The sequence below is a fragment of the Bradyrhizobium manausense genome, from assembly GCF_018129685.1.
GTDB classification, from domain to species: domain Bacteria; phylum Pseudomonadota; class Alphaproteobacteria; order Rhizobiales; family Xanthobacteraceae; genus Bradyrhizobium; species Bradyrhizobium manausense_D.
In genome coordinates this window covers 131,731-154,948 of the sequence record NZ_JAFCLG010000008.1, presented here as the reverse complement: position 1 = coordinate 154,948, position 23,218 = coordinate 131,731, and the positions used below count along the sequence as shown (strand labels likewise).

The window sequence follows — 23,218 nt, the reverse complement described above, 5'->3', positions numbered from 1 at the left end:
GCGAAGGCCGGGACGTCATAGGAGGATGAGACAATCAGCGTGGCTCACGTCAATACCTTCACCCCACCAAACGACGTCACCCGCCCCTGCCTCAGCATCACGATCTGCGTCGCCAATTGCCGCAGCTCGGCCACGTCGTGGCTGACATAGACCATCGGCACATTGGCCTCGTCCCGCAGCCGCACCAGATAGGGCAAGATCTCGAGCTTGCGGGCTTCGTCGAGCGCGCCGAGGGGCTCGTCGAGCAGCAGCAGGCGCGGCTTTGACAGGAGCGCGCGGCCGAGCGCGACGCGCTGGCGTTCGCCTCCCGAAAGCTTTCCAGGACGGCGATCAAGCAGCGTGCCGATGTCGAGCAGCTCGACGACGCGCGTGCGCTGTGCCGGATCGGCCGCAAGGCGGTTCATCCGCCTGCCATAGTCGAGATTCTGCGCGACATCGAGATGCGGAAACAGCCGTGCGTCCTGAAAGACGTAGCCGATGCGGCGGCGATAGGTCGGCACGTGAATGCCGGCGGCAGTGTCGTCGACGACGTCGCCGTCGATCACGATGGTGCCGCGGTCCGGCCGCAGCAGTCCCGCGATCATGTTGATCAGCGAGCTCTTGCCGGCCCCGGAGGCGCCGAACAGGCCGGTGACGCGGCCTTCGCTGGCGAAGGATGCGTGCAACGAAAACTCGCCAAGCTGTTTCTCGACATCGACCCGCAGCATGGTCAGTTCCCGTGCAGCCGCGCGGTGGCACGGCGTGCGAACCATTCCGCGGCAATCAGCGCACCGAGCGCCAAGAAGATCGAGACCATCACGAGGCGGCCCGCAGCGGCATCACCGTCGGGCGTCTGGATCAGCGAATAGATCGCGGATGAAATCGTCTGGGTCTCGCCTGGAATGTTGGAGACGAAGGTGATGGTGGCTCCGAACTCGCCGATCGCCTTGGCAAAGCCCAGCACCATGCCGGCGAGCACGCCCGGCAGCGCCAAGGGCAGCGTCACCGTGAAGAACACTTTCCACGGTGCCGCGCCGAGCGTCTCCGCCGCCTGCTCGAGCCGGCGGTCGATCGCCTCGATCGACAGCCGCATCGGACGCACCAGCAGGGGGAACGACATCACGCCGCAGGCGAGCGCAGCTCCGGTCCAGCGAAAGGCGAAGACGATGCCGAGATGATCGGCAAGGAAGCCGCCGACGAGGCCACGGCGGCCAAAGGCGAGCAGCAGCAGATAGCCTGTGACCACAGGCGGCAGCACCAGGGGCAGATGCACGACGGCATCGAGCACCGACTTGCCCCAGAAATCGCGGCGGGCGAGCAGCCACGCCAGCGCAATGCCGAACGGCGTCGCCACCAGCGTCGCGATCACGGCGACCCTGAGCGAGAGCAGGATCGCCGTCCATTCCGCGGGAGAGATGTCGAGCATCAAGTCGCCGATGTCACGTCGTGACCATCACGTCGTGGGGCTGATCAGGAATTTGAAGCCATATTTTTCCAGAATGGTCCTGGCCGCCGACGTCTTCAGGAAGGCGAGATAATCGTTGGTCCAGGGCTTCGCGGTGGTGGTCGCCGCCACGGGATAGATGATCGCCGGATGCGAATCCGCCGGGAAAGTGCCGACGATCTTGACGCCGGGCTCGACCTTGGCGTCGGTGGAATAGACGATGCCGAGATTGGCCTCACCGCGCGCGACCAGCGTCAGCGCGGCGCGCACGCTCTCGGCCATGGCGAATTTCGGCTCCGCGGCCTGCCAGGCGCCGAGCTTCTCCAGCGCGGCCTTGGCGTATTTGCCTGCTGGCACCGACCTGACGTCGCCGGTCGCGATCTTGCCGTCGCCGGCGAGCTTGGCGAGGTCGAATCCTTGCGCGATGGCGACGTTGTCGATCCTGGAATCCTTCGGCGCGATCAGCACGATGCTGTTGCCCAGGAGATTGACGCGGCTTGCTTCGTTGATGGTCTTCCTGGACAGCGCGTAGTCCATCCAGTCGGTGTCGGCGGAGACGAACACATCGGCCGGCGCACCCTGCTCGATCTGCTTGGCCAGCACCGAGCTTGCCGCGTAGCTCGCGGTGATCTTCACACCGGTCTTGGCGGTGTAGGCGGCATCGACCTCGTCGAGCGCGTTCTTCATCGACGCCGCAGCGAAGACCGTGATGGTCTTGTCCTCGGCGCTGGCAGGCGGGAGGCTGATGGCTGCGAGCATCACGACGGCAGTGAAAAGTCCGGCGATACGACACATGGATTGCGCTCCGTGCGGGCCCGCGCGCGCAAACGCACGCGCAATTCTGGCGTTGGGTGGGTGCGACGGGCGGACGCGCTGTTCCACGTGTCCCCGCCACGGCTTACGGCCGGCAGGGATATCGCATCTGCAACGATAGCAGGCTACGGCCAGAGGTCAAAGCCGGCGGTTTGCCGAACCTATTGTGCAGCCAGGATCGAAATCGACAGCGAATTGTCCTTGGCGCCGCTGACCTGGAGGACGAACGGCTTGTCCGAGAGCTCGTATTTCATGGTCTTGCGGATGCCGTCGCAATCGGTCGCGCCGCTGAAGGCGACGGGCTTGAGGACATGCCCATCCTGGACCAGATCGACCCAGGCCCCGCTCGACAGGCTGATCGTATAAAGCCCGGCCTTTGCCGCCTTGAAGCTGGTGAAGCCGGCAAAGGTGCCGTCCTTCGGAGCCCGCTCCGGCGGCGAGGGCAGTCTTGCCTCGGCAGGCGCCACCAGCGCCAGCGTGATGGCCGAGGACGGGACCGCGGCCTGCTCGGCTCCCGAGGCCAGCTTGGCGCGATCCGGCGCGGTCAGCGCGGCGCGGTCGCGCTCGATCGGCCATTTGAACTTGTCGCAGCCGCTGGGTTCTTCCGCAGCAAGGGCGGAGGTCGCGCCGAGTGAGAGCACGGCAAGGAGAGCGAGGACGCGCATGTCAGATCTCATCGTTGGCCACGCGAAGCGCGGCATGCAGTCAGGGTTTGTGAGAGGCGGGATGCGCATCCCGGAATGCCGCGGGCTTACGGCACGGCGGCAGGGTGCATCCTAGCGCAGTCAATGGGACGCACCAACTCTCTACTTCGTCATCCCGGACCAGCGAAGCGCAGATCCGGGATCCATAACCACAGGGCGCAGTTTGACGAAGACTCGGAGTTGCCACCTCGCGCCACGTCTCCTCCCTGGGAGTATAGGTCCCAGATCTGCGCTTGCGCTTGTCCGGGACGACAGGGAGTGGGTGGGGCGGCAGCTTGCTCACCTGCCCTACGGCTTTGCGTCCGGCGCGTGCAGTACCGCCTTACATGCGGCCGGCATCTGCGCCAGCGTCATCGGCGGTCTTGGCTTGGGCGGCTCCTTGGGCGGCTTGGGATGCAGCACGCCCTCGCTGAACCAGTAGGCGAAGTCGGAGGGTTTGCAGCCTTCGTCCTCGGATTGTGACGGCTGGCCCTGGCATTCGCTGGCGCCCGCCGGGCAGCGCATGCGGATGTGGAAATGATAGTCGTGACCCCACCAAGGGCGGATCTTCGACAGCCAGGAGCGGTCGCCCTTGGCCTCGCGGCACAGCGCCTTCTTGATCGCGGCATTGACGAAGATGCGCTGCACCGCCGGCTCCTGCGCGGCGTCGCGCAGCACCAGCACATGGCTCGGCGTGAAGACCTTCGGATCGATGTCGAGGCGGTCGTCGCGGACCATCATCACCGCCGACATGTCCTCGCGCTCCTCGCGCGAGAGCCGACGGTCCGGCATCGGCGTCAGCCAGATGTCCGCATCGAGGCCGATCTGATGGCTGGCATGGCCCGAGAGCGCCGGCCCGCCGCGCGGCTGGCCGATGTCCCCGACCAGAATGCCTGGCCAGCCCGCGTCCTTGTGCGCCTTGCCGGCCAGGCGCTTGATCAGCGCGATCATGTCAGGGTGGCCGTAATTGCGGTTACGCGACAGCCGCATCACCTGCCAGACGTCGCCGTTGAGCGGCATCTGCTCGGCGCCGCCGATGCAGCCCTTCACATAGGAGCCGACGACATGCGCGGGTCCCGTCGAGGGCAGCAGCTTGCGCGCGAACAGCTCCTTAGCGCCGATCTTGGGATCGTTCGGATTGGCCAGCGGCGGCAGCGGCTTTGGGTTCACGCTGCCCTTGTCCTGGGCCAGCGCGCCGCTGGCGGTCAGGAACGTCATGACAAGCAGGAGAGGGGCGATGCGGCGGGGACTCATGCTGACATCCTTATAGCCCAACGCCGCCTCAGGGTTAAGAATTAGGCTTGTCGGTCCCCTGGCCTCACGACGTCTTTACAGCCGCGGCGCACCGGCAGCATCATGCCCTCAAGGCAGAGGGCATTGCATGATGATATTTTATCTGGTGCGGCTCGCGCGGCGGGTCGCTTTGGCTGCATCTGCGCTGGCGCCGATCCTGGCCACACCGGCCAAGGCCGATGTCCAGGTCGATATCGACAAATCCTCGCAGCACATGTCGGTGCGGGTCGATGGCGCGCCGCGCTATTCCTGGCCGGTCTCGACCGGTCGCAGCGGTTATGGCACGCCGAGCGGCACCTTCCATCCGCAGGCGATGATGCGCAGCTACTTCTCGCGCAAATACTACAATGCGCCAATGCCGCACGCGATCTTCTTCCATTACGGCTTCGCCATTCACGGCACGACCGACATCTCCCGCCTCGGCGGCCCGGCCTCGCATGGCTGTGTCCGGCTGCATCCCGCGCATGCGGCAGCGCTGTTCGCGCTGATCAGGCGCGAAGGCGCCGGCAACACCACGATCCATATTTCGGACTAGGGCGCTTCGGGCTGGGCGAGAAAGATCGGAAAAAAATTGCAGATTTTCGCCGCATCAGCGTGCTTTTTAACGGCGCGATAACTCTATTCCGCAGTGACCAAAATTCATGCGCGCAATAAGATGCGTTACCGTCCTGCATGCAAGCGAACGCCGTTGCGGAATTGATTCAAGGAGAATGCGTGTTTTTGCGCCTTCTCTCCCGCCGGTTGCGACGAGCGAGTTGGCTCGATTCGCCGCCCGACGGAATTCGCGCCTCGTAAACAGGCAAAGTCGCCGCGTGGCGCGGTGACGGTTTCGCGACGCCCGGGCCAAGATTACTTTTCTTTCAGACACTTGGAGCAAGAGTTGCGGCCGTTGGGCGCGGTCAGGACGTGTGACGTTGAGTTTGGGGTCCAAAAAAACAGAAAAGCGAAAGCGCAAGGTGCTTGCCCGCAGCGGCCAACGGCCGCGCAAGCCGCGATTTGCGCGTGCGCCTCACGCACCGATCGAACGCGACCGGCTCGTGCAAAGCCGTGCCGAAGCCGAAGCGGCCATCGCCGAGGCGCGCCGGTCGCATGAGCGGCTGCGCCAGGCCATCGATTTCCTGCCGCAGGGCATCGTGATCCTCGATCCCGAAGGCCGCTACGTCCTCTGGAACAAGCAATACGCGTCGATCTACAGCAAGACCGCCGATCTGTTCCAGGAAGGTGCGCGCCTGGAAGACACGCTGCGCGTCGGCGTCGCCCGTGGCGACTATCCGGAAGCGGCCGGTCACGAGGACGAATGGATCGCAGCCCGGCTGAAAAAGCTCTACGAGCCCGGCAAGCGCCATGAGCAGACGCTGTCCGATGGCCGGGTCATCCTGATCGAGGAACGCCGCACCGATGACGGCGGCGTCGTGGGCCTGCGCGTCGACATCACCGAATTGAAGCAGCGCGAGGCCTCCTTCCGCCTTCTGTTCGACGGCAACCCCGTCCCCATGATCGTCTGCGCGCTGGACGACGAGCGGATCCTCGGCGTCAACGACGCTGCGATCGCGCATTACGGCTACAGCCGCGCCGAGTTCGAGAAGTTGAAGATCCGCTCGTTGCAGGCCTTCGACAGCGAGCCGCCCTGGACCACCGACCGTCCCAGCGAGGAGCAGGCCGCGCGCACCTGGAAACACGTCAAGGCCGACGGCGTGCTGATCGACCTTGCGATCTATTCCCGCGAATTGACCTATGACGACCGGCCTGCCGTGCTGCTGGCGCTGATGGACATCACCGAGCGCAAGCGCGCCGAGGCGCGGCTTGCCTTCATGGCCCAGCATGACGGGCTCACGGGGCTACCGAACCGCAATCGCTTGCGCCAGACCATGGACGAGATGCTGCTGCACTCGCGGCGCAGCTCCGAGAAGGTTGCGGTGCTGATGCTCGGGCTCGACAATTTCAAGGCGGTCAACGACACGCTGGGGCATGCGGTCGGCGACAAGCTCTTGCGCGGCGTCGCCAAGCGGCTGCGCTCGACCCTTCGCGAGGAGGACGCGCTGGCGCGTCTCAACTCGGACGAATTTGCGATCGTGCAGAGCGGCTTGACCCGGCCGGAAGACGCGGTGGGATTGGCAAAGCGCCTGCTCGCGGCGATCGCCGATCCCTATCTGCTCGACGGCCATTCCGTGGTGATCGGCGCCTCCATCGGCATCGCGATGGCGCCCGGCGACGGCGATGAGTCCGAAAAGCTGCTGAAAAGCGCCGACATGGCGCTGTCGCGCGCCAAGCTGGATGCGCGCGGCACCTTTGCCTTCTTCGAGGCTGCGCTCGATGCGAAGGCGCAAAGCCGCCGCAAGATCGAGGTCGAGCTGCGCGATGCGATCCAGAACGAAGTCCTGCGCCCCTATTATCAGCCGCTGATTGACCTCCAGAGCGGCCGCATCACCGGCTTCGAGGCGCTGGTGCGCTGGCCGCATGCCGAACGCGGCATGGTCTCGCCGGCGGAGTTCATCCCGGTCGCGGAAGAGACCGGTCTCATCAATCCGCTCGGTGGAATGATGCTGCGTCGCGCCTGCCTTGATGCCGTGACCTGGCCGGACGACGTCCGCGTTGCCGTCAATTTGTCGCCGCTCCAATTCCGCAGCGGCAATCTGCTCTCGATGGTGACGGACGCACTGAAACACTCCGGCCTGCCACCGCGGCGGCTCGAGCTCGAGATCACCGAGACGCTGCTGCTGGAGAAGAGCGCGCAGGTGCTGGCGACGCTGCACGCGCTGCGCGCGCTCGGCGTGCGCATCTCGATGGACGATTTCGGCACCGGCTATTCCAGCCTCAGCTATCTGCGCAGCTTCCCGTTCGACAAGATCAAGATCGACCAGTCCTTCGTGCGCGATCTCGGGGCCAACCGCGAGGCACAGGCCATCATCCGCTCCATCGTCAGCCTCGGCAAAGGCCTCGGCGTCATCATCACCGCCGAAGGCGTCGAGACCGAAGCGGAGCTGAGCTGCCTGCGCACCGAGGGCTGCGACGAGGGCCAGGGCTTTCTGTTCAGCAAGGCCCGGCCGAACGCCGAGATCATCAGCCTGCTGGCCGCGCAGCGCGGCATCGACGGCGACACCGCGCTGGTCGCCTAGGGCTCGTCGTCGGTGTCTTGAAGGCGTAGCGCAGGGTAGATACAACCTGCGGCAGGAACGCTGCGCTGGTGGCATGATCTGACCTCCGCCGTCGTCAGGCGCCCGACGATCAATCGGAGACCTGCGCCATGAGCCTCACTGCGCCGACCACGCCCGACATGCCGCGCTATGCACGGTTCTCACGGCGGCTGCGCGCGATGTTTCTCGACTGGACCTTGGCGATGGCGTTGATGTTTGGTGCCTTGATTCTGGCGAGCAATGTCGAGAGCGATCTCCTGGCTCGGGTCCTGGGCGCTGCGGTCGTTCTGATCCTGTTGCTGTACGAACCGGTGCTGGTCTGGCGTGGTGGCGGCACGCTCGGTCACGCCTGGACCAATTTGCGCGTCGTCGCCGATGATGGCGGCAATCTGAGTTTTGCTAGGTCGCTCGGCCGGTTTGTTCTCAAGAGCCTGCTCGGTTGGTATTCGTTTCTGAGCATGGCGGCGACCCGCCGTAACCAGGCGGTCCATGATCTTCTGACGCGATCGACTGTGCAGATTCGCGATCCCGCGAAGGCCATTGCGTCGCAGTTCATCACAGAGCGGCGCGAGTTTGATGGCGCGGGGAGGCCGTCAGGCTTGCGGCGCGCCGCTGTGACATTGGCCTATCTCGCTGTCTGCTTGGTTCTGTATATCCTGGCGCTCGATCTCCTGCTCAAGACCGGCATATTGTCGAGCGCCTGCTTCTACCAAAGCATGTGCAACGGCGGCGACCGCATCGTCGACTTCGTCGCCGCCATCATGCTGCTGTTGGTCCTTGCTTCCGTCATCACCCTCGGCTGGCGCGGCCAGCTCCTCGGCGCGCGCAAGACCTGAGCGGCAAGACCTGAGTGGCAAGACCTGATCGAGACGCCGGTTCGCTTCTAGTAGCCGGAGTAGGGGCCCGACGGCATGCAGGAGTCGTCGATGGAGCGATAGCCGCCGCCATAGCCGTAATACGCTTCGGCCGGATAGCTGTAGGCTGGATAGCTGCCGCCGTAATAGCCGCCATAGCCTCCGTAGTAGGCGCTCGCGATCCCGGCGCCGACGACGGCGCCGGCAACGCCGTAACCGAGGCCCCGGTAGCCGTAGCCGCGATAACCATAGCCGCGATATCCATAGCCGCGATATCCATAGCCCCGGTAACCCCAGCCGCGATAGGCAAGGCCGCCGCGATAGCCATAGCCGCCACGATAGCCCAATCCGACGCTGCGATAACCATAACCGCCGCGATAGCCGTAGCCACCGCGGTAGCCGTAGCCCCAGCGCACCTCGGTGGTGATGGGATCGACCATTAACTTCATCGCCGCCACCGATGTCGGCATCGGGCCGGCCTGGGCGGCGCCCGTGACGAGCAGGGTGCCGGCTGCGGCGAGGATGTTAGTGCGCAGAGAACTCGAGAACTTCATGACCATCTCCGTGCTGTGCGGCGGCGCTTCTGCGCGGCCATCGACAGCCTATTCGGAAACAGCCTTGCTGTCGCGGGCTTGATTCAAATCAAACCGCCAGCCACGCGGCGCTTTACGCCGCGCGAAGCCCTGCCAGGAAAATATCGACGCTCTTCATCAGCGCCGAGGCGTGCTGACCGAGCTCGCCCGAAGCCACCATGACATTGCCGGCCAGCGCGCGCGACTGGTCCGCGGCGTGGCTCGCGCCGGCGACGTTGGCGGAGACCTCGGTGGTGCCGGTGGAGGCCTGCTGCACGCTCCGGGCGATCTCCCGCGTGGCGGAGCCCTGCTCCTCGACCGCGGCCGCGATCGTGGTGGCAATGCCGCTGATCTCCCGGATGGTGCCGCTGATGCCGGAGATCGCGGTGACGCAATTGCCGGTCGCCGCCTGGATCGCATTGACCTGGGCTGCGATCTCGTCGGTCGCTTTCGCGGTCTGGCTCGCCAGCTCCTTGACCTCGGATGCGACCACGGCGAAGCCGCGGCCGGCCTCGCCGGCGCGGGCCGCCTCGATGGTGGCGTTCAGCGCCAGCAGATTGGTCTGGCTCGCTATCGCGCTGATCAGCCGCAGCACGTCGCCAATGCGCTCGGCGGAGGCGGCAAGGCTCGTGACCATTTCGGTGGTCTCGGTGGCCTTGATCACCGCGCCGCTGGCGACCTGGCTGGAATGGGTGACCTGACGGCCGATCTCGGTGACGGAGGAGGCGAGCTCCTCGGTCGCGGCCGCCACCGCGTTGACGCTGGCCGAAGCCTCTTCCGATGCCGCTGCCGCGGCCGAGGCACGCTGCGAGGTGCCGTTGACGCTCGAGGTGATTTCGCCGGCGACGTGCTGCATGCCCTCGCTCGCCCTGGCGACGGCGGCGACCACGCCCTTGACGTCGGCCTCGAAGCGGTCGGCCATCTGGCGCTGCAGCGCCTGCTTCTCGATCTCGGCCCTGGCCTTGTCGGCCTCCTGCGCCTCGCGCATCGCGACCGACTCCAGCATGTTGCCGCGGAACACATCGACCGCCTTGGCCATGGTGCCGAGTTCGTCCGCCCGCTCGCTGCCGGGAATGGTGACGCTGGTGTCGCCGCTCGACAGCCGGTTCATGACCGCGGTGATTGCGGTGAGCGGCCGCGACAGTCCGCGCCCGAGCAGGAACGCCAGCAGGATGGCGGCGGCGAGGATCGCGACCGTGCCGAGGATCAGGTTGCGTTCGGAGGCGGCGAAGGCGGCCTCGTATTCGGTCGTGTCCTTGATGATCTCGAGCACGCCGACCGGCTGGCCGGCGTAGTTCTTGATCGGACCGACATAGACTTCGGCCGGATGGCCGTCGAGCTCCGCCTCGCGCAGCAGCGGCGCGCCTGATATCACGGCTTTCAGCTCGTCCGGCTTGGCGACAGCGTTCTCGCCGAAAGTCGACGACAGCTTGTTCAGCGACGTGCCATCGACGGAATAGACCGCAAGGTCGATGCCGAAGCGCTTCTTGGCGCGGTCGACGAACTCCTTGCCGAAGGCGGCGCCGATATCGACATTGGCGATGTTCTTGCCGTCCCGCACGATCGGCGTCATCCCGAAAATGCCGAGCGCCTCGCGGCCCGGCTCGACGCCGACGATCTGCCGGCCGGTCTTGAGCGCCTCCACCACGGTGGCGCGGCGCGAGGAGACGTCATCGCCGAAAGACTTGGGAGCGTGGACGCGGTAGAACGAGATCGCCGGCGGGACCTGGAAGGTGATCAGCGGGATGCCCTGCGCCTTCAACGCCTTGTTGGCGTCGCCGAGCAGCGCGGCGAGGCCGTCGCGATCGCCCTTGACGATGGCATCGCCGACCGGCGGCAGCGCCGCGATCGCGGCCGAGACCGCCAGGGCCGAACGTCCCTCGTAATCGATCGCCGCGATCACGCTCTCATATTGCAGCTTGAGCTGCTGATCGAGCGCCATCCGTGTCAGCGCCCGCTGCTGGGTGATCGAGAAGCCGGAGAGGATGGCGCAGGCCACCGCGACCGTGAGTGCGATGGTGAGAATCAGGCGTGCCGCAATCGACTTGAGCTTGAGCATCGAAAATTCCCGGGCATTCCAGCTGTTGATCCTGGTTGCCCGGAATGGTCCCAGAAATTGCTTAACAACAAGCCCGGCATGGCCCCCGTGTTTTCACGTGGTCGGTCTCATGCATTTGCATGACTCGATGCGGCAGATGCATGGAGAGATTGGTCGTTCGCCAATCACCAGGGGCAAACCGCCGCAGCCAGGGCGGCAACGCTAGCGGTTTTCGGCAAGGATCATCTTGCCGAAATCCTCAAAGTGGGTGTCGCGCGCCTGGATCTGCTGGGCGATCGCATGCATGTCACGAAACCGTCGCTCGAACGGATTGCTGCGGAACACGGCCGTGGCGCCGGCCATGTGATAGGCGGTGTCGACCACTTTTGCCGATTGCTGGATGGTCCAGGTCGCGGCGAGGCGGACGGCGCTGCGGTGCGACGGGCTGAAGCTGCCTGTCGCCGAGAGGTCGCGCCACATCGCATTCGCGGTCGCATAGAGATAGGCGCGCGCGGCACGCAGATCGCCCTCGGTGCGGCCGAGCAGGCCCTGGACCGCCGGGTTGTCGCGCATCGCGCTTGGCGCCAGCGACTGATGCTTGCCGCGCGCCAGCGCAATCGCCGCATCCAGCGTCGCGCGGGCGACGCCGAGCGAGACGGCGGCAAAGCCGAGGCTGAAGGTCGAGCCGGTCGGGAGCCGGTAGAGCGGACCCGGCTCGCGCAACGCCTCCGGCACGTCCCGGAACACGGCGAAGCGATCGGGAATGAAGAGGTCTCTCACCTCATAGGAATCGGTGCCGGTGCCGGCAAGCCCGATCGCCTGCCAAACGTCGTGCATTACGGCGCTTGCGACCGGGAACAGGATGGTGCGCAGCTCTGGCGACCCATCGGCAGTTTTTCGCGGCGTGCCGTCTTCATTGACGATCCGGACATGCGCCCCCAGCCAGCTTGCCTGCCGCGAGCCAGAGGCAAAATCCCAGCGCGCGGTGACGCGGTAACCGCCCTCGACCGCACGCGCTTCGTGCGCCACCGCCCCCCAGGCGAGGATGCCGGGCGCCGTGTTGAAAATTTCATGCGCGCTGTCGTGGTCGAGCGCTGCCGCGATCATTGCGCAGACGCCGTTTTGGCCGAGGCACCAGGCCGTGGATGCATCGGCCTTGGCGATCTCCTCCAGCATCTGCATGAAGATCTCAGGCGGTGCTTCCGATCCGCCGAGGCTTTGCGGCAGCAGCGCGCGATAGAGCCCGTTCTCGATCAGCGCGTTCACGACGTCTGGCGTCAGCCGCCGCGTCCGCTCGATCTCGTCTGCCTCATCAGCAACCAGCGGCGCGATGGCCCGCGCCCGCGCGACGAGATCATTTCCAACAGTTCCGTCCATATCAGCGTTTCCTCGCCCATTCTGCCGTGAGCGGTTGGCGATGGTGGTCCATTTGATGGGGCGGATCAAGCTGGGCAGTGCTGGCTGCGATATTTGTCATGGCCCAGGAGCTGTGCATGATCGCAGGTCGTAACCGCATCAGCTGAGCCCGAGAGGCACCTCATGAAAAAGCCACCCAGCAGAGCGACTACTTTGCCCGATCTGAGCTTTGAAGACGCGCCGATGAGCGATCTCATCGATGCACTGGCAGTTGGACGGGTCACGGCGACGGCGCTCACAAAGGCCTATCTCGCGCGCCTCGCGGCCTATGACCGCGGCGGGCCGATGCTGAACTCGGTTCGCGCGCTCAATCCCGACGCGCTCGCGATTGCAAGCGAGCTCGACGGCAGCAAGCCATCGGCCAAGCGGCCGCTGGCCGGCATTCCGATCCTGGTAAAGGACAACATCGCGACCTTTGACAAACAGCCGACCACGGCGGGCTCGCTCGCGCTGGAGGGCGCGCGGGCCAAGCGGGATGCCACGATCGTCAAGCTGTTGCGCAAGGCGGGCGCGGTCATTCTCGGCAAGGCGAATTTGACCGAGTTCGCCAACATCCTCGCGATCGAGATGCCGGCGGGCTATTCCTCGCTCGGCGGCCAGGTGAAAAACCCTTATGCGCCGGCACTGTTGGGCGATCACGATATTCCGGTCGTCACTCCGGGCGGCTCGAGCGCGGGGTCGGCGGTCGCTGTCGCGGCCGGTCTCTGCGCGGCTTCGATCGGGACCGAGACCTCGGGCTCGCTGCTGCATCCTGCCAGCCGCAACGGCATCGTCACCGTGAAGCCGACCGTCGGGCTGATCAGCCGCGCCGGCATCATGCCCATCGCACACAGCCAGGACACGGCGGGACCGATGACGCGCACCGTGCGGGACGCGGCGATACTGCTGAACGTGCTGGCCGCCGCTGACCCGCGCGATCCCATCACGCAGCGGCAGCGCAGGCCGGCCGATTACACCGCCGATCTTACGCGCGATGCGATGAAGGGCGCGCGAATCGGCGTGCCGAGCGACCCCGCCGATCCCCTGAACGATTGCTTCTTCGGCAAGCTGCCACCCGACGGGGCCAAGCTCATGGCTGATGCGATCAAGGTGATGGAGGATCTCGGCGCCGTCATCGTGCGCGCCAACATGCCGACGCGTGGCTGGATTGCCGGCCCCGGCGTCAACATGGCCGTGCTCAACCGCAATCCGCTCAGCAGCAACAAGGGCAATCCCGGAGGCGCGCCAATCGTCTTCCTCTACGAGCTGAAATACGGTCTCAATCTGTATTTGAAGGAGTGGGCGACCAATACCGACATCAAGACCATGTCCGACATCATCGCGTTCAACGCCGCGCACGGAGACAAGGCGATGCGGTTCGGCCAGGACCTGTTCCTGGCCGCCGACCTCACTAAAGGTGACCTGAGTGAGCGCGAGTACAAATCCGCGCGCGCCATGGATCTGCTCGCGGCCAGAACGCACGGCATGGACGCCTACATGAACCAGCACAAGCTCGATGCCGTCCTGTTCCCCGCCGCGATGGGCGCAGCGATTGCGGCCAAGGCCGGCTATCCCAGCGTCATGGTGCCCGCAGGCCTCGTCTCCGGCGCCGACGGCACGGACGCGGACTGCCCGGTCGGCGTCACATTCGCGGGCCGGGCCTGGAGCGAGCACAAGCTGTTGCGTCTCGCCTACGCCTATGAGCAGGCTTCGCAGATGCGAAAGCCTCCGCCCGGCCTGCCGGCGCTGCCGGCCTGAACCTCGGCGGCGGAGCGTGCGACCAACTCTGATGCCGATCGTCAGAATTCTCCTGGTCCTGCTCGCGTTCGCCTCGCCTGTCTTTGCGCAGGACGGCATCCACGAGATGGTCGCCGCGCGCGATGCCGCCAAGACCTTCAAGGCCTATGTCGACGGGGTCGCGAAAAAGGACGGGCGGCCCGACCTGACCCGGCCTGATGTCGCCGCCATGCTCGGCCACATCTACGATCTCGAGGCCTTCGCCGCGTTGCCGCCTCCGGAGGGCAGCGACATGAACTGGCTGCCGGACTGGTTCGACGCCGCCAATCAGACCCACAAGCTTTTCATCTTTTACGGTGCGAAGCCGGGGCCGCAGCCCGACCTGGTCGCGCTCCAGCGCAACATGACCGAGTATGGCGACCAATACGCGACGGCGATCGGCTTCATGATCCGCGTCATGGCGCGCGAGGCAGTCGCAATCCCGATGTTCTGGAATGAGCTCCCGCCGGAGCAACGGACCCGCATCCGCGAGGAGGGATTTGCCGGCTTCCGCAGGAACAGCGCCGTCTACATCCTGTCGACGGTCTGCGCCGCGATCCAGAGCGCGAGCAAGCCCGCCAACGCCCGCTTGGTCGCGGCTACGCTGCGCGACACGCGCGATGTCTGGGCGGACTTTCTGCTGCCGCAGGATCGCGCCCGCGTGATCGCCGAGCTCGCCGATCTTCCCAAATGGGCGCCGGACGAAATCGCCCGCGCCGATCTCGGCGCCTTCACGGCCGCGCTTGCGGCGGTGAACTAGGGTGTTCACGACACCGGGCTGCCTTGCCCGAGCCGCGGCTCCGTGCCCGCGAGCAGCCGCCCGATGTTGGCGCGGTGGCGGATGATCACGTAAAGGCCGCCCGCGATCACCAGGAGCCGATAAGGCAGCGGATGCGCAAAGCCGCAGACGAGGATGATGGCGGTCAATGCCGCGAGCATCGAGCTCAGCGAGACAATGCGGGACAGCGCCAGCACGATGCCGAAGGCGGCCGCCGCACCCAACCCCACCGGCCACGACATCGCCAGCAACACGCCGAGCCCCGTCGCTGCCGATTTGCCGCCCGTAAAGTTCAGCCAGATCGAGCGGCCATGGCCCAGCAGCGCGGCAATGCCGGCGAGGCACACGATCCACGGCACCCACACTTCCAGATCCGACGCCGCCGGCGGCGTCGGGGATAGTGCAGTCGCGAGCCAGGGACAGAATGCACGGGCGACGAAGATGGCGGCAGCGCCCTTCAGCACGTCGATAACGAGCACCGCCAGGGCAGGCCATTTGCCGAGGGTGCGCAAGACATTCGTGGCGCCGGTGGATTTGGAGCCGTGCTCGCGAATGTCGATGCCTTTCAGCAGTTTGCCCGCGAGATAGCCTGTGGGTATCGCGCCGAGCAGATAGGCGATCACCAATCCACCCGCGCCCGCGATCCAGAATGCCATGGTCTTGTGTCCTGTGTTCGGTCATCACTCATTTATCGCCGACTTCGCCTGGCCGCCATGGCGTTGGGCCTCGGGGTGTTCGATGGCAATGGTGTCGCCGGCGTCTGCCTCAAATGAAGGCTCTTTCAAAGCCCGCAACGCCGCAAAATGGCCGCACACGGAACGGCATCTTTGCATCACGCGTTGTGGGAAACAGTGGGGAGCCCTGACATGCGGATATGGACCTGTGTCGTTGCAGCCGTGTGTGCCGTCGCCTTCAGTCCCGTCGAAGCCCAAACCGCATCCGGCTGCGGCATTCCGCAGGATATCCACGACGGATGGGCGATCACGTCGCCGGACAAGCAGGGGCTGAACGCGGCGCTGCTCTGCGCGATGGACGAGGGCATCAGCGGCGGCAAGCTCGCCAATGTCGACGACATCGTCGTCATCAGGCACGGCGTGCTCGTCTACGAGCGCTACTACGACTATCCGCATCAGATGAATTACGACCCGACCACGCGGCACAACGGCTATTCCATGACCAAAAGCGTGGTCTCGCTGCTGGTCGGCATCGCGATGGACCGTGGCTTGATCAAGGATCTGGACGCGCCGATCTCGTCCTATCTTCCTGACTATGCGGGCTTGCGCGCATCCGACAAGGATCGCATCACGCTCCGTCATCTTCTCATGATGTCGGCGGGAATGGGCTTCGAGAGGGCTCCCGGCGTTTCCTTCCAATACAATAATGCCGAAACGGAACTGATCGGCACCATCCTGAAGAAGGTCACCGGGAAGGGTGTCGATGTCCTGGCTCAGGAGAACATCTTCGCGCCCCTCGGGATCGAGGATGCGGAGTGGTACAAGACTCCGGTGAGCGGTCTTCCGACGTCGTCGAGCGGCCTCAGTCTGCGGCCGCGCGATTGGGCCAAGATCGGCCAGCTCGTGCTCAACCGCGGGGCTTGGGACGGCAAGCAGATCGTTTCGACGTCCTGGATAGAGCAATCGACGACCGAACATATCAAGACGGATAAGGCCGCGTTCGGCTATGGCTATCAATGGTGGATAGGGCAATCGCCGGACAGGGGCGGCACCATCGAATGGGCCGCTGCACTCGGCTTCAATTCGCAGAAGACCATCATCATCCCCTCGCTCGACATGGTCGTCGTCTTCAATGCGGGACGGGAATCCAGGAACATGGTCGCGCCGGAGCTGGACTTGCTCGATCACTATATCCTGCCGGCGACGTTGCGGAACTGATCGCGGCTTCGCACCCATGAGCGGACCGCCGCGGCCGCCGCATGCTCCTGTCTGTCGCCCGGGAGAACCTTGTTGGCCCCCGCATTGAACCTGTCCGGCGTCCGGGCGCACCAAACCGCTGATATCCCCGACATCAGCGGCGAAGGAACGCGCGATGAAGGCCCTGAAATCGTCGATCTGTGTTGCGCTCACCGCCCTTGCCCTGAGCTTCTCCCTGGGCGCGCCGTCTTATGCCGAAGAGGATGAAGCGGGCACGCTTACCCGGCAGATGAAGGAGCTCTACAACGCCGGCAAATACGCCGAGGCGCTGCCGCTCGCCCAGAAGGCCCTGGCTCTTCGCGAGAAGGAGTTCGGCACCGAGGATGCCATGGTCGCGATGCCGCTGAACGACCTCGGCACGATCCACTACAATCTGGGGCAGTATCCGGTTGCCGAGCTGCTGTACAAGCGCGCGCTGGCGATCAGGGAGAAGACGCTCGGTCCCGACGCGACCGAAGTCGCAACCGTGCTGAACAATCTCGGCGAACTCTATCGCGTCGAGGGGCATTATTCGGACGCCGAGCCGCTGCTCAAGCGGTCGATCGCGATTCGCGAGAAGACGCGCGGCCGGAACGATCCCGCCATCGTGATGGCGCTGAGCAACCTCGCCGCGGTCTACAGCAATCAGGGGCGCTACGACCAGTCGGAGCCGCTGTTCAAGCGGGGCCTCGCCATTCTTCAGAAGGCGAACGGCCCCGACGATCCCGAAGCCACGGTGTTGATGAGCAACCTCGCCGACGTCTACATCAATCTCCATCGCTACGCCGACGCCGAGCGGCTGCTGAAGCGATCGATCGCGGTGACCGCGAAGGCGTACGGACCCGACCATCCCGACATCGCCCAGGCGCAGAACAATCTGGCGACGCTCTATGCGCGCCAGGGCCGCAATGCCGATGCCGAGCGACTGTACAGGCAATCGGTGGCGATGTTCGAGAAGACGCTCGGTCCCGACCATCCGGACCTCGTCGATATCCTGGACAACCTCGCCGCGTTCTACAAAGACCAGGGCCGCTATGCGGATGCGCAGCAACTGGCTGAGCGGTCGGCGGCCATTCGTGCGAAGGCACGGCCGATCTGACGTCGGCGCAGTTGGAATCCGCGCCATGCGCTCCTTGCTTCCAACCTTCGCGGCAAATCGCCCGGTGCGTTGCAGTTACGACATCGCGATGGACTGCGTGAATTACGAGCTCTCGGCGCCGCGTCGATAGCTGCTCAGGACAGATCCTGCATCGCCTTGACGATGCGCATGATGCCTGCGTCGATATTTGCGACCTGCTTTTGCAAGCTCTCGATCGAGATCTGGGACTCCAGTATTCCGGCGACCGTCCCACAGCCAGCGCACTGCAAAACGGACACGGCGTGCTGTTCACCCAGCGGCATGATACGACCGCGTTCGAAAGCGTGCCCTCCGCATTTGATGCATGTTGCCCCAGCCATCTGGAGCTCCCGGAGTAGCGATCCCCCTCGTGCATATGCATGTCGCGATGCGATTTCAAGGCGACGGCGCGCCTATGTGCCGCACAGCCTGCGTCTCGAAAGTCAGCCGCCCGCGTCGGCACGGGCCATCCTGTTGATCCAAATCAATTGGTGATCCCGTGCCCTGACGCCAATTGCGCATTGCCACTTCATCTTCACAGGAGACGAGCATGCGTGTGTTGGCCATGGCGGTTGTCCTGAGCCTAATTCCGGTTTCGGTGGTCGCTGCCTCCGACTGCCGCGTCACCGGCAATCCGTCCACGTTTGGCGTCGACATGACGGCCTACTTCGCCATCAGGTCGGGGGAAACCTGCAATTTTCCGATGCGAATTCCAGGAGCGATGCACAAGTCGGGCGTTTCCCAGAAGCCGGCGCACGGGACACTCACGCAGCTGAACGTCACGACGTTCCGGTACACCGCGGCATCGGGATACAAGGGCAGCGATACCTTTGCGATCTATGGTGAGGGAGAAGGACCGTACGGCTCCGGCAGATCGGTCATGACCGTGAATGCGACGATCGAGTAGGCGCGAGCGGTCCGGTGACATGGTCACCGGGGTTCACGACGTCGTGGATGAAGCAGACGTCGATTGTCCATTCTGCCGCACGCTTCGGCCCATTCAGCACCGCCGGCAGATGCCACTGATCTTGCGACCGATGGTCTCATCTTCCTGATCGAGGAAATCCTGCGGTCCCATCGTTGTCGCGGGAACGTCCGATATATGCGGCTGGCGATGGCCGACCGGCGCCGTCCAGGGTCTGGTGGTCGTTTCCCTTCCCGCGGCTGACGGCTGAAACGATTGCGCCGACACGGCGCCGATTGTCGATATGAGCGCGACCGCAAGCAGCAGCTTCGAGGTGATCATGAAGGCCTCCGAATGGGTCCGCGCGAGATGCGCGGTTCTGACATTCAGATTCGCAGCGAAGAGGCGTTATTCCGCTCGTAGCGCAGGCGTGATGGCGCCGCCGCGAAAGCCTATGAGGTTTGTCGGACGCCGCCAGTAGCGCCAGCGGATAACATTGCATGCGCGGCCCAAGGTTCTGGTAGAGAGCGCCTCGCAAGACATTGGGGGCGGGACCGCCCTCGCGTGTCCGACGGACTTTGTTGCCCTGCCGCCACACGATCCGCTTCTCTTCCGTGAAGGCGCACTGCTGAACGTTGCCATCCGTTGATCGGCATGCGGGGTGCGCTATCTTGACGCAGGAATTTTGCTGGCCGGGTGGGCGGGGCATGGTCTGTTTTCAAGCGAAGCTGGTTGGCGGCCGTCATTTTCATCGCCGCCGGTACGACCTTTCCACGTGCAAAGGACAGGACGTGCGATTGAACGCGATGTTCTCTCGGTTCCGGCGCTGGTGGTCCAAGAGCGCTTTGTTTGTGATGGCCATATCGATGCTCTCGTCGACCGCTGCTCTGTGCGGATTTGACGAAGGCGTGGCGAGCTACAAGGCCGGAAACTACACGGATGCGTTCAAGCAATGGGTCGAGGCTGCCCAGCATGGCGATGTCGATGCTCAGTACAATCTCGGCTGCTTGTATGCTCGTGGTGAAGGCGTGGCGCAGAACAAGGCTTGGGCGACCGACTGGCTTCAACGGGCTGCCGATAACGGGGATCTCGACGCCGCAACCTGGCTCTTGTTTGCCAATGAGATCACGGAGGAGCGCCGCAAGGAGTTCTTTTCAATGAAGCCGAAGCCGACTGATCGATTTCGTCTCACATTCGCCGTGCAGCTTGCAGACGGCAGACTTCATCGCCGCCCTTGCACGACCGACGAAAAGGACGGCGGCAAGATCGCTTTCAGCCTTGGCGTACTGTACGAGGCTGGAAAGGCCGGTTTCCCCCAGGACGATGCGCAAGCCGCTGCATGGTATCGCAAGGCATCCGATCGCAACGTCGCTGAGGCGCAATCCAAGCTCGCATATCTGTACGGAGCGGGGCGCGGATTGGAGCAAAACCAGATCGAGGCTGCACGGCTGTTCCGCAGGGCTGCGGAGCAGGGCGAGGGCATTGCCCTGGCCAATCTGGCGGCCATTTACGCGAGCGGTTCTAACGGTCACAAAAAGGATCCGGTCCTTGCCTACGTCTTGCTCAGTCATGCGGCCGACACCGGCAAGCAGCTCGCGCTTGACGCCATGCCACACATCACAGCGCTCCTGTCGTCGGATCAGTTGATGGAGGGCCGACGACTGGCGGAGAATTGGAAGGCGAACACCCCGTTGCCTTCGGAGATAGCCGAGAGGTTGGGGCCACTGGATTAAATGTCCTAAAGCGCGTGAGCCAGTTTGCGAAAGGCAAGAGGATGCAAACCATCGGCCTGATCGGCGGCATGAGCTGGGAGAGCACCGCGCTCTATTACAAGCTCATCAATGAGCGCGTCCGCGATTCCATGGGCAAGCTGCATTCGGCCCCGCTGTTGATGTACTCCTACGACTTCCAGCACATCAAGGAGATGCAATATGCCGGCCGCTGGGCCGAGGCGGCGGCAAGCCTTGCCGAGGCCGCGCAGCGGCTCGAAAGCGCCGGCGCGCGCGCGATCGTGCTGTGCACCAACACGATGCACAAGCTGGCACCGGACATCGTTTCGAGGCTGACCATCCCCTTCATCCACATCGGCGACGCGACCGCGCAGCGGATCCGGGCCAAGGGATATCGGCGGGTCGGGCTGCTCGGCACGAAGTTCACGATGGAGGAGGATTTCTACGTCGATCGCCTGCGCGCGCATGATCTCGATGTCCTGGTGCCTTCCGCCGATGAGCGCGCCGATGTGAACCGCATCATCTACGATGAACTGTGCCTTGGCGTCGTCGCTGCGCCCTCGCGCCGCCGCTATCAGGACGTGATGGCTGCGCTCGTCGCCCGCGGCGCGGACTGCATCATCCTCGGCTGCACCGAGATCACGATGCTGGTCGGCCCGGGCGATACGTCAGTCGAGACGTTCGACACCACGGCCATTCATGCCGAGACGGCGGCCGATTTTGCGATCGGGTGAGGTGGGGTGGGTGTTGGCAGGTACGTCGCCCACTCCCGCCATGATGTCATTATGCAGGTGTTTTGCCCGACGGAGCAAGCAGATTTCTTAAAAATCGAAAAAGCGCAGCGCCGGCAAGGCGCCGGCTACTGTGCATGGGGTTGTTTTCGAGACCGGATCGCCCGGCCCGGGATCATTCGGGACGGGCTCCCGCCAGCCTCAGCTGTCCACCTTCAGCGCGGCGATGAAAGCTTCCTGCGGAATGTCGACCTTGCCGAACTGCCGCATCTTCTTCTTGCCTTCCTTCTGCTTCTCCAGAAGTTTTCGTTTACGCGTGATGTCGCCGCCGTAGCACTTGGCGGTGACGTCCTTGCGCAGCGCGCGCACGGTCTCGCGGGCGATCACCTTGCCGCCGATCGCGGCCTGGATCGGGATCTGGAACATGTGCGGCGGGATCAGATCCTTCATCTTCTCGACCATGGCGCGGCCGCGCCCTTCCGCGCGGGTGCGATGCACCAGCATCGAGAGCGCGTCGACCGGTTCGTTGTTGACCAGGATCTGCATCTTGACGAGATCGGCCGGCTTGTAGTCGGTCAGATGATAGTCGAACGAGGCGTAGCCCTTGGAGACCGACTTGAGGCGATCGTAGAAGTCGAACACGACTTCGTTGAGCGGCAGGTCGTATTTCACCATCGCGCGCGAGCCGACGTAAGTGAGCTCCTTCTGCGATCCGCGGCGGTCCTGGCACAGCTTCAAGACGCTGCCGAGATATTCGTCAGGGGTGAGGATCGTGGCCTCGATCCAGGGCTCCTGGATCTCCGCGATCTTGACCACGTCGGGCATGTCGATCGGGTTGTGGATCTCGAGCTCGCTGCCGTCGGTGAGCTTCATCTTGTAGATGACGCTCGGCGCGGTCGCGATGAGGTTCAGGTCGAACTCGCGCGACAGCCGCTCCTGGATGATCTCCAGGTGCAGCAGGCCGAGGAAGCCGCAGCGGAAGCCGAAGCCGAGCGCGGCGGAGGTTTCCATCTCGAAGGAGAAGCTGGCGTCGTTCAGCCGCAGCTTGCCCATCGCGGCGCGCAGCGTCTCGAAGTCGTCGGCATCGACAGGGAACAGGCCGCAGAACACCACGGGGATTGCCGGCTTGAAGCCCGGCAGCATCTCGGTGACCGGCTTCCTGTCGTCGGTGATGGTGTCGCCGACGCGGGTGTCGGCGACTTCCTTGATCGCGGCGGTGATGAATCCGATCTCGCCGGGGCCGAGCTCGTCGACCTGCGTCATCTTCGGCGTGAAGAAGCCGACGCGCTCGACGTCGTAGGCCGCGCCCGTGCCCATCATGCGCACGCGGCTGCCCTTCTTCATCACGCCGTCGACCACGCGGATCAGCACGACGACGCCGAGATAGACGTCGTACCAGCTGTCGACCAGCAGCGCCTTCAACGTCGCGTCGCGATCGCCCTTCGGCGGCGGCAGGCGGGTGACGATGGCTTCCAGCACATCGGGAACGCCAAGCCCGGTCTTGGCCGAGATCATCACCGCGTCCGAGGCGTCGATGCCGATCACGTCCTCGATCTGCTGCTTGACCTTCTCGGGCTCTGCGGCCGGCAGGTCGACCTTGTTCAGGACCGGAACGATCTCGTGATTGTTGTCGAGCGCCTGGTAGACATTGGCGAGCGTCTGCGCTTCGACGCCCTGGCTGGCGTCGACCACCAGCAGGGAACCCTCGCACGCCGCCAGCGACCGCGACACCTCATAGGCGAAGTCGACATGGCCGGGCGTGTCCATCAGGTTGAAGATGTAATCCTTGCCGTCCTTGGCGTGATAGGCGAGGCGCACCGTCTGCGCCTTGATGGTGATGCCGCGCTCGCGCTCGATGTCCATGGAATCGAGCACCTGCTCCTTGCCCGCCATTTCGCGGTCGGTGAGGCCGCCGGTCATCTGGATCAGACGGTCGGCCAGCGTCGATTTGCCATGGTCGATATGGGCGACGATGGAGAAATTGCGGATGTTGGAAATGGGGACGGTCGTCATGGGCGCGGGATACCACTCACATCCCCGTGCGGCAACCATATTGCTGTAATTTCA

Annotated in this window: 22 protein-coding genes; 10 read left to right on the top strand and 12 right to left on the bottom strand. The window is 64.5% G+C overall.

What is annotated here, in order from left to right:
* Nucleotides 1-44: 44 nt before the first annotated feature.
* The 5 genes from modC to mepA form a co-directional block, all read right to left on the bottom strand.
* Nucleotides 45-707 (bottom strand): molybdenum ABC transporter ATP-binding protein, encoded by a 663-nt coding sequence (gene modC / locus JQ621_RS20450; protein WP_212236468.1) that lies wholly within the window; start codon nucleotides 705-707, stop codon nucleotides 45-47.
* Between the two features lie 2 nt (nucleotides 708-709).
* A complete protein-coding gene (modB, locus tag JQ621_RS20445; protein WP_212236467.1) occupies nucleotides 710-1,405 on the bottom strand; it encodes a molybdate ABC transporter permease subunit in 696 nt (231 codons plus the stop codon).
* A 27-nt stretch (nucleotides 1,406-1,432) separates the two neighbouring features.
* Nucleotides 1,433-2,218 carry a molybdate ABC transporter substrate-binding protein gene (gene modA, locus JQ621_RS20440; protein ID WP_212236466.1) on the bottom strand — a complete coding sequence of 262 codons (786 nt, stop codon included), beginning with the start codon at nucleotides 2,216-2,218 and terminating at the stop codon, nucleotides 1,433-1,435.
* Between the two features lie 179 nt (nucleotides 2,219-2,397).
* Nucleotides 2,398-2,901 carry a hypothetical protein gene (locus JQ621_RS20435; RefSeq protein WP_212236465.1) on the bottom strand — a complete coding sequence of 168 codons (504 nt, stop codon included), beginning with the start codon at nucleotides 2,899-2,901 and terminating at the stop codon, nucleotides 2,398-2,400.
* A 327-nt stretch (nucleotides 2,902-3,228) separates the two neighbouring features.
* Nucleotides 3,229-4,173 (bottom strand): penicillin-insensitive murein endopeptidase, encoded by a 945-nt coding sequence (mepA, locus tag JQ621_RS20430; RefSeq protein WP_212236464.1) that lies wholly within the window; start codon nucleotides 4,171-4,173, stop codon nucleotides 3,229-3,231.
* A 127-nt stretch (nucleotides 4,174-4,300) separates the two neighbouring features.
* Here mepA and JQ621_RS20425 point away from each other — a divergent pair, with 127 nt between their 5' ends.
* The 3 genes from JQ621_RS20425 (at nucleotide 4,301) to JQ621_RS20415 (ending at nucleotide 8,182) form a co-directional block, all read left to right on the top strand.
* On the top strand, nucleotides 4,301-4,747 hold the full coding sequence (locus tag JQ621_RS20425; protein WP_249125416.1) for a L,D-transpeptidase: 447 nt from the start codon (nucleotides 4,301-4,303) through the stop codon (nucleotides 4,745-4,747).
* A 421-nt stretch (nucleotides 4,748-5,168) separates the two neighbouring features.
* Complete coding sequence (locus tag JQ621_RS20420; protein WP_212236463.1) at nucleotides 5,169-7,328, top strand: putative bifunctional diguanylate cyclase/phosphodiesterase; 2,160 nt, start codon at nucleotides 5,169-5,171, stop codon at nucleotides 7,326-7,328.
* A 128-nt stretch (nucleotides 7,329-7,456) separates the two neighbouring features.
* Nucleotides 7,457-8,182, top strand: a complete 726-nt coding sequence (locus tag JQ621_RS20415) for an RDD family protein (protein ID WP_212236462.1) — start codon at nucleotides 7,457-7,459, stop codon at nucleotides 8,180-8,182.
* 47 nt (nucleotides 8,183-8,229) lie between these two features.
* Here JQ621_RS20415 and JQ621_RS20410 read toward each other — a convergent pair whose 3' ends face one another.
* The 3 genes from JQ621_RS20410 to JQ621_RS20400 all read right to left on the bottom strand — a co-directional run bounded on the left by JQ621_RS20410 (nucleotide 8,230) and on the right by JQ621_RS20400 (nucleotide 12,187).
* A complete protein-coding gene (locus JQ621_RS20410; RefSeq protein WP_212236461.1) occupies nucleotides 8,230-8,754 on the bottom strand; it encodes a hypothetical protein in 525 nt (174 codons plus the stop codon).
* Nucleotides 8,755-8,866: 112 nt separating this feature from the next.
* Nucleotides 8,867-10,831, bottom strand: a complete 1,965-nt coding sequence (locus tag JQ621_RS20405) for a methyl-accepting chemotaxis protein (RefSeq protein ID WP_212236460.1) — start codon at nucleotides 10,829-10,831, stop codon at nucleotides 8,867-8,869.
* A gap of 201 nt (nucleotides 10,832-11,032) precedes the next feature.
* A complete protein-coding gene (locus JQ621_RS20400; protein ID WP_212236459.1) occupies nucleotides 11,033-12,187 on the bottom strand; it encodes an acyl-CoA dehydrogenase family protein in 1,155 nt (384 codons plus the stop codon).
* A gap of 162 nt (nucleotides 12,188-12,349) precedes the next feature.
* On the opposite strand from JQ621_RS20400, the gene JQ621_RS20395 reads away from it, so the two are divergent.
* A complete protein-coding gene (locus JQ621_RS20395; protein WP_212236458.1) occupies nucleotides 12,350-13,963 on the top strand; it encodes an amidase family protein in 1,614 nt (537 codons plus the stop codon).
* Nucleotides 13,964-13,994: 31 nt separating this feature from the next.
* Nucleotides 13,995-14,741, top strand: a complete 747-nt coding sequence (locus JQ621_RS20390) for a hypothetical protein (protein WP_212236457.1) — start codon at nucleotides 13,995-13,997, stop codon at nucleotides 14,739-14,741.
* A 5-nt stretch (nucleotides 14,742-14,746) separates the two neighbouring features.
* Here JQ621_RS20390 and plsY read toward each other — a convergent pair whose 3' ends face one another.
* Nucleotides 14,747-15,415, bottom strand: coding sequence for a glycerol-3-phosphate 1-O-acyltransferase PlsY (gene plsY, locus JQ621_RS20385; protein WP_212236456.1), 669 nt, complete (start codon nucleotides 15,413-15,415; stop codon nucleotides 14,747-14,749).
* Between the two features lie 210 nt (nucleotides 15,416-15,625).
* Here plsY and JQ621_RS20380 point away from each other — a divergent pair, with 210 nt between their 5' ends.
* Nucleotides 15,626-16,651, top strand: coding sequence for a serine hydrolase domain-containing protein (locus JQ621_RS20380; RefSeq protein WP_212236455.1), 1,026 nt, complete (start codon nucleotides 15,626-15,628; stop codon nucleotides 16,649-16,651).
* A 154-nt stretch (nucleotides 16,652-16,805) separates the two neighbouring features.
* Entirely contained in the window at nucleotides 16,806-17,768 is a 963-nt protein-coding gene (locus tag JQ621_RS20375) for a tetratricopeptide repeat protein (protein WP_212236454.1), read from the top strand.
* A 134-nt stretch (nucleotides 17,769-17,902) separates the two neighbouring features.
* Here the strand turns inward: JQ621_RS20375 and JQ621_RS20370 are convergent, their stop codons facing one another.
* Nucleotides 17,903-18,070 carry a hypothetical protein gene (locus JQ621_RS20370; RefSeq protein WP_212236453.1) on the bottom strand — a complete coding sequence of 56 codons (168 nt, stop codon included), beginning with the start codon at nucleotides 18,068-18,070 and terminating at the stop codon, nucleotides 17,903-17,905.
* Between the two features lie 266 nt (nucleotides 18,071-18,336).
* Here JQ621_RS20370 and JQ621_RS20365 point away from each other — a divergent pair, with 266 nt between their 5' ends.
* Nucleotides 18,337-18,693: an Ig-like domain-containing protein gene (locus tag JQ621_RS20365; protein ID WP_249125413.1), complete on the top strand. Its 357-nt coding sequence runs from the start codon at nucleotides 18,337-18,339 to the stop codon at nucleotides 18,691-18,693.
* Nucleotides 18,694-18,786: 93 nt separating this feature from the next.
* Here JQ621_RS20365 and JQ621_RS20360 read toward each other — a convergent pair whose 3' ends face one another.
* Nucleotides 18,787-19,032 (bottom strand): hypothetical protein, encoded by a 246-nt coding sequence (locus tag JQ621_RS20360; protein WP_212236452.1) that lies wholly within the window; start codon nucleotides 19,030-19,032, stop codon nucleotides 18,787-18,789.
* Between the two features lie 365 nt (nucleotides 19,033-19,397).
* Between JQ621_RS20360 and JQ621_RS20355 the strand changes: the two genes are divergently transcribed.
* On the top strand, nucleotides 19,398-20,423 hold the full coding sequence (locus tag JQ621_RS20355) for a tetratricopeptide repeat protein (RefSeq protein WP_212236451.1): 1,026 nt from the start codon (nucleotides 19,398-19,400) through the stop codon (nucleotides 20,421-20,423).
* A 41-nt stretch (nucleotides 20,424-20,464) separates the two neighbouring features.
* Entirely contained in the window at nucleotides 20,465-21,154 is a 690-nt protein-coding gene (locus tag JQ621_RS20350) for an aspartate/glutamate racemase family protein (protein WP_212236450.1), read from the top strand.
* 198 nt (nucleotides 21,155-21,352) lie between these two features.
* Here JQ621_RS20350 and lepA read toward each other — a convergent pair whose 3' ends face one another.
* On the bottom strand, nucleotides 21,353-23,164 hold the full coding sequence (gene lepA, locus JQ621_RS20345) for a translation elongation factor 4 (RefSeq protein ID WP_212236449.1): 1,812 nt from the start codon (nucleotides 23,162-23,164) through the stop codon (nucleotides 21,353-21,355).
* Between the last annotated feature and the right edge of the window lie 54 nt (nucleotides 23,165-23,218).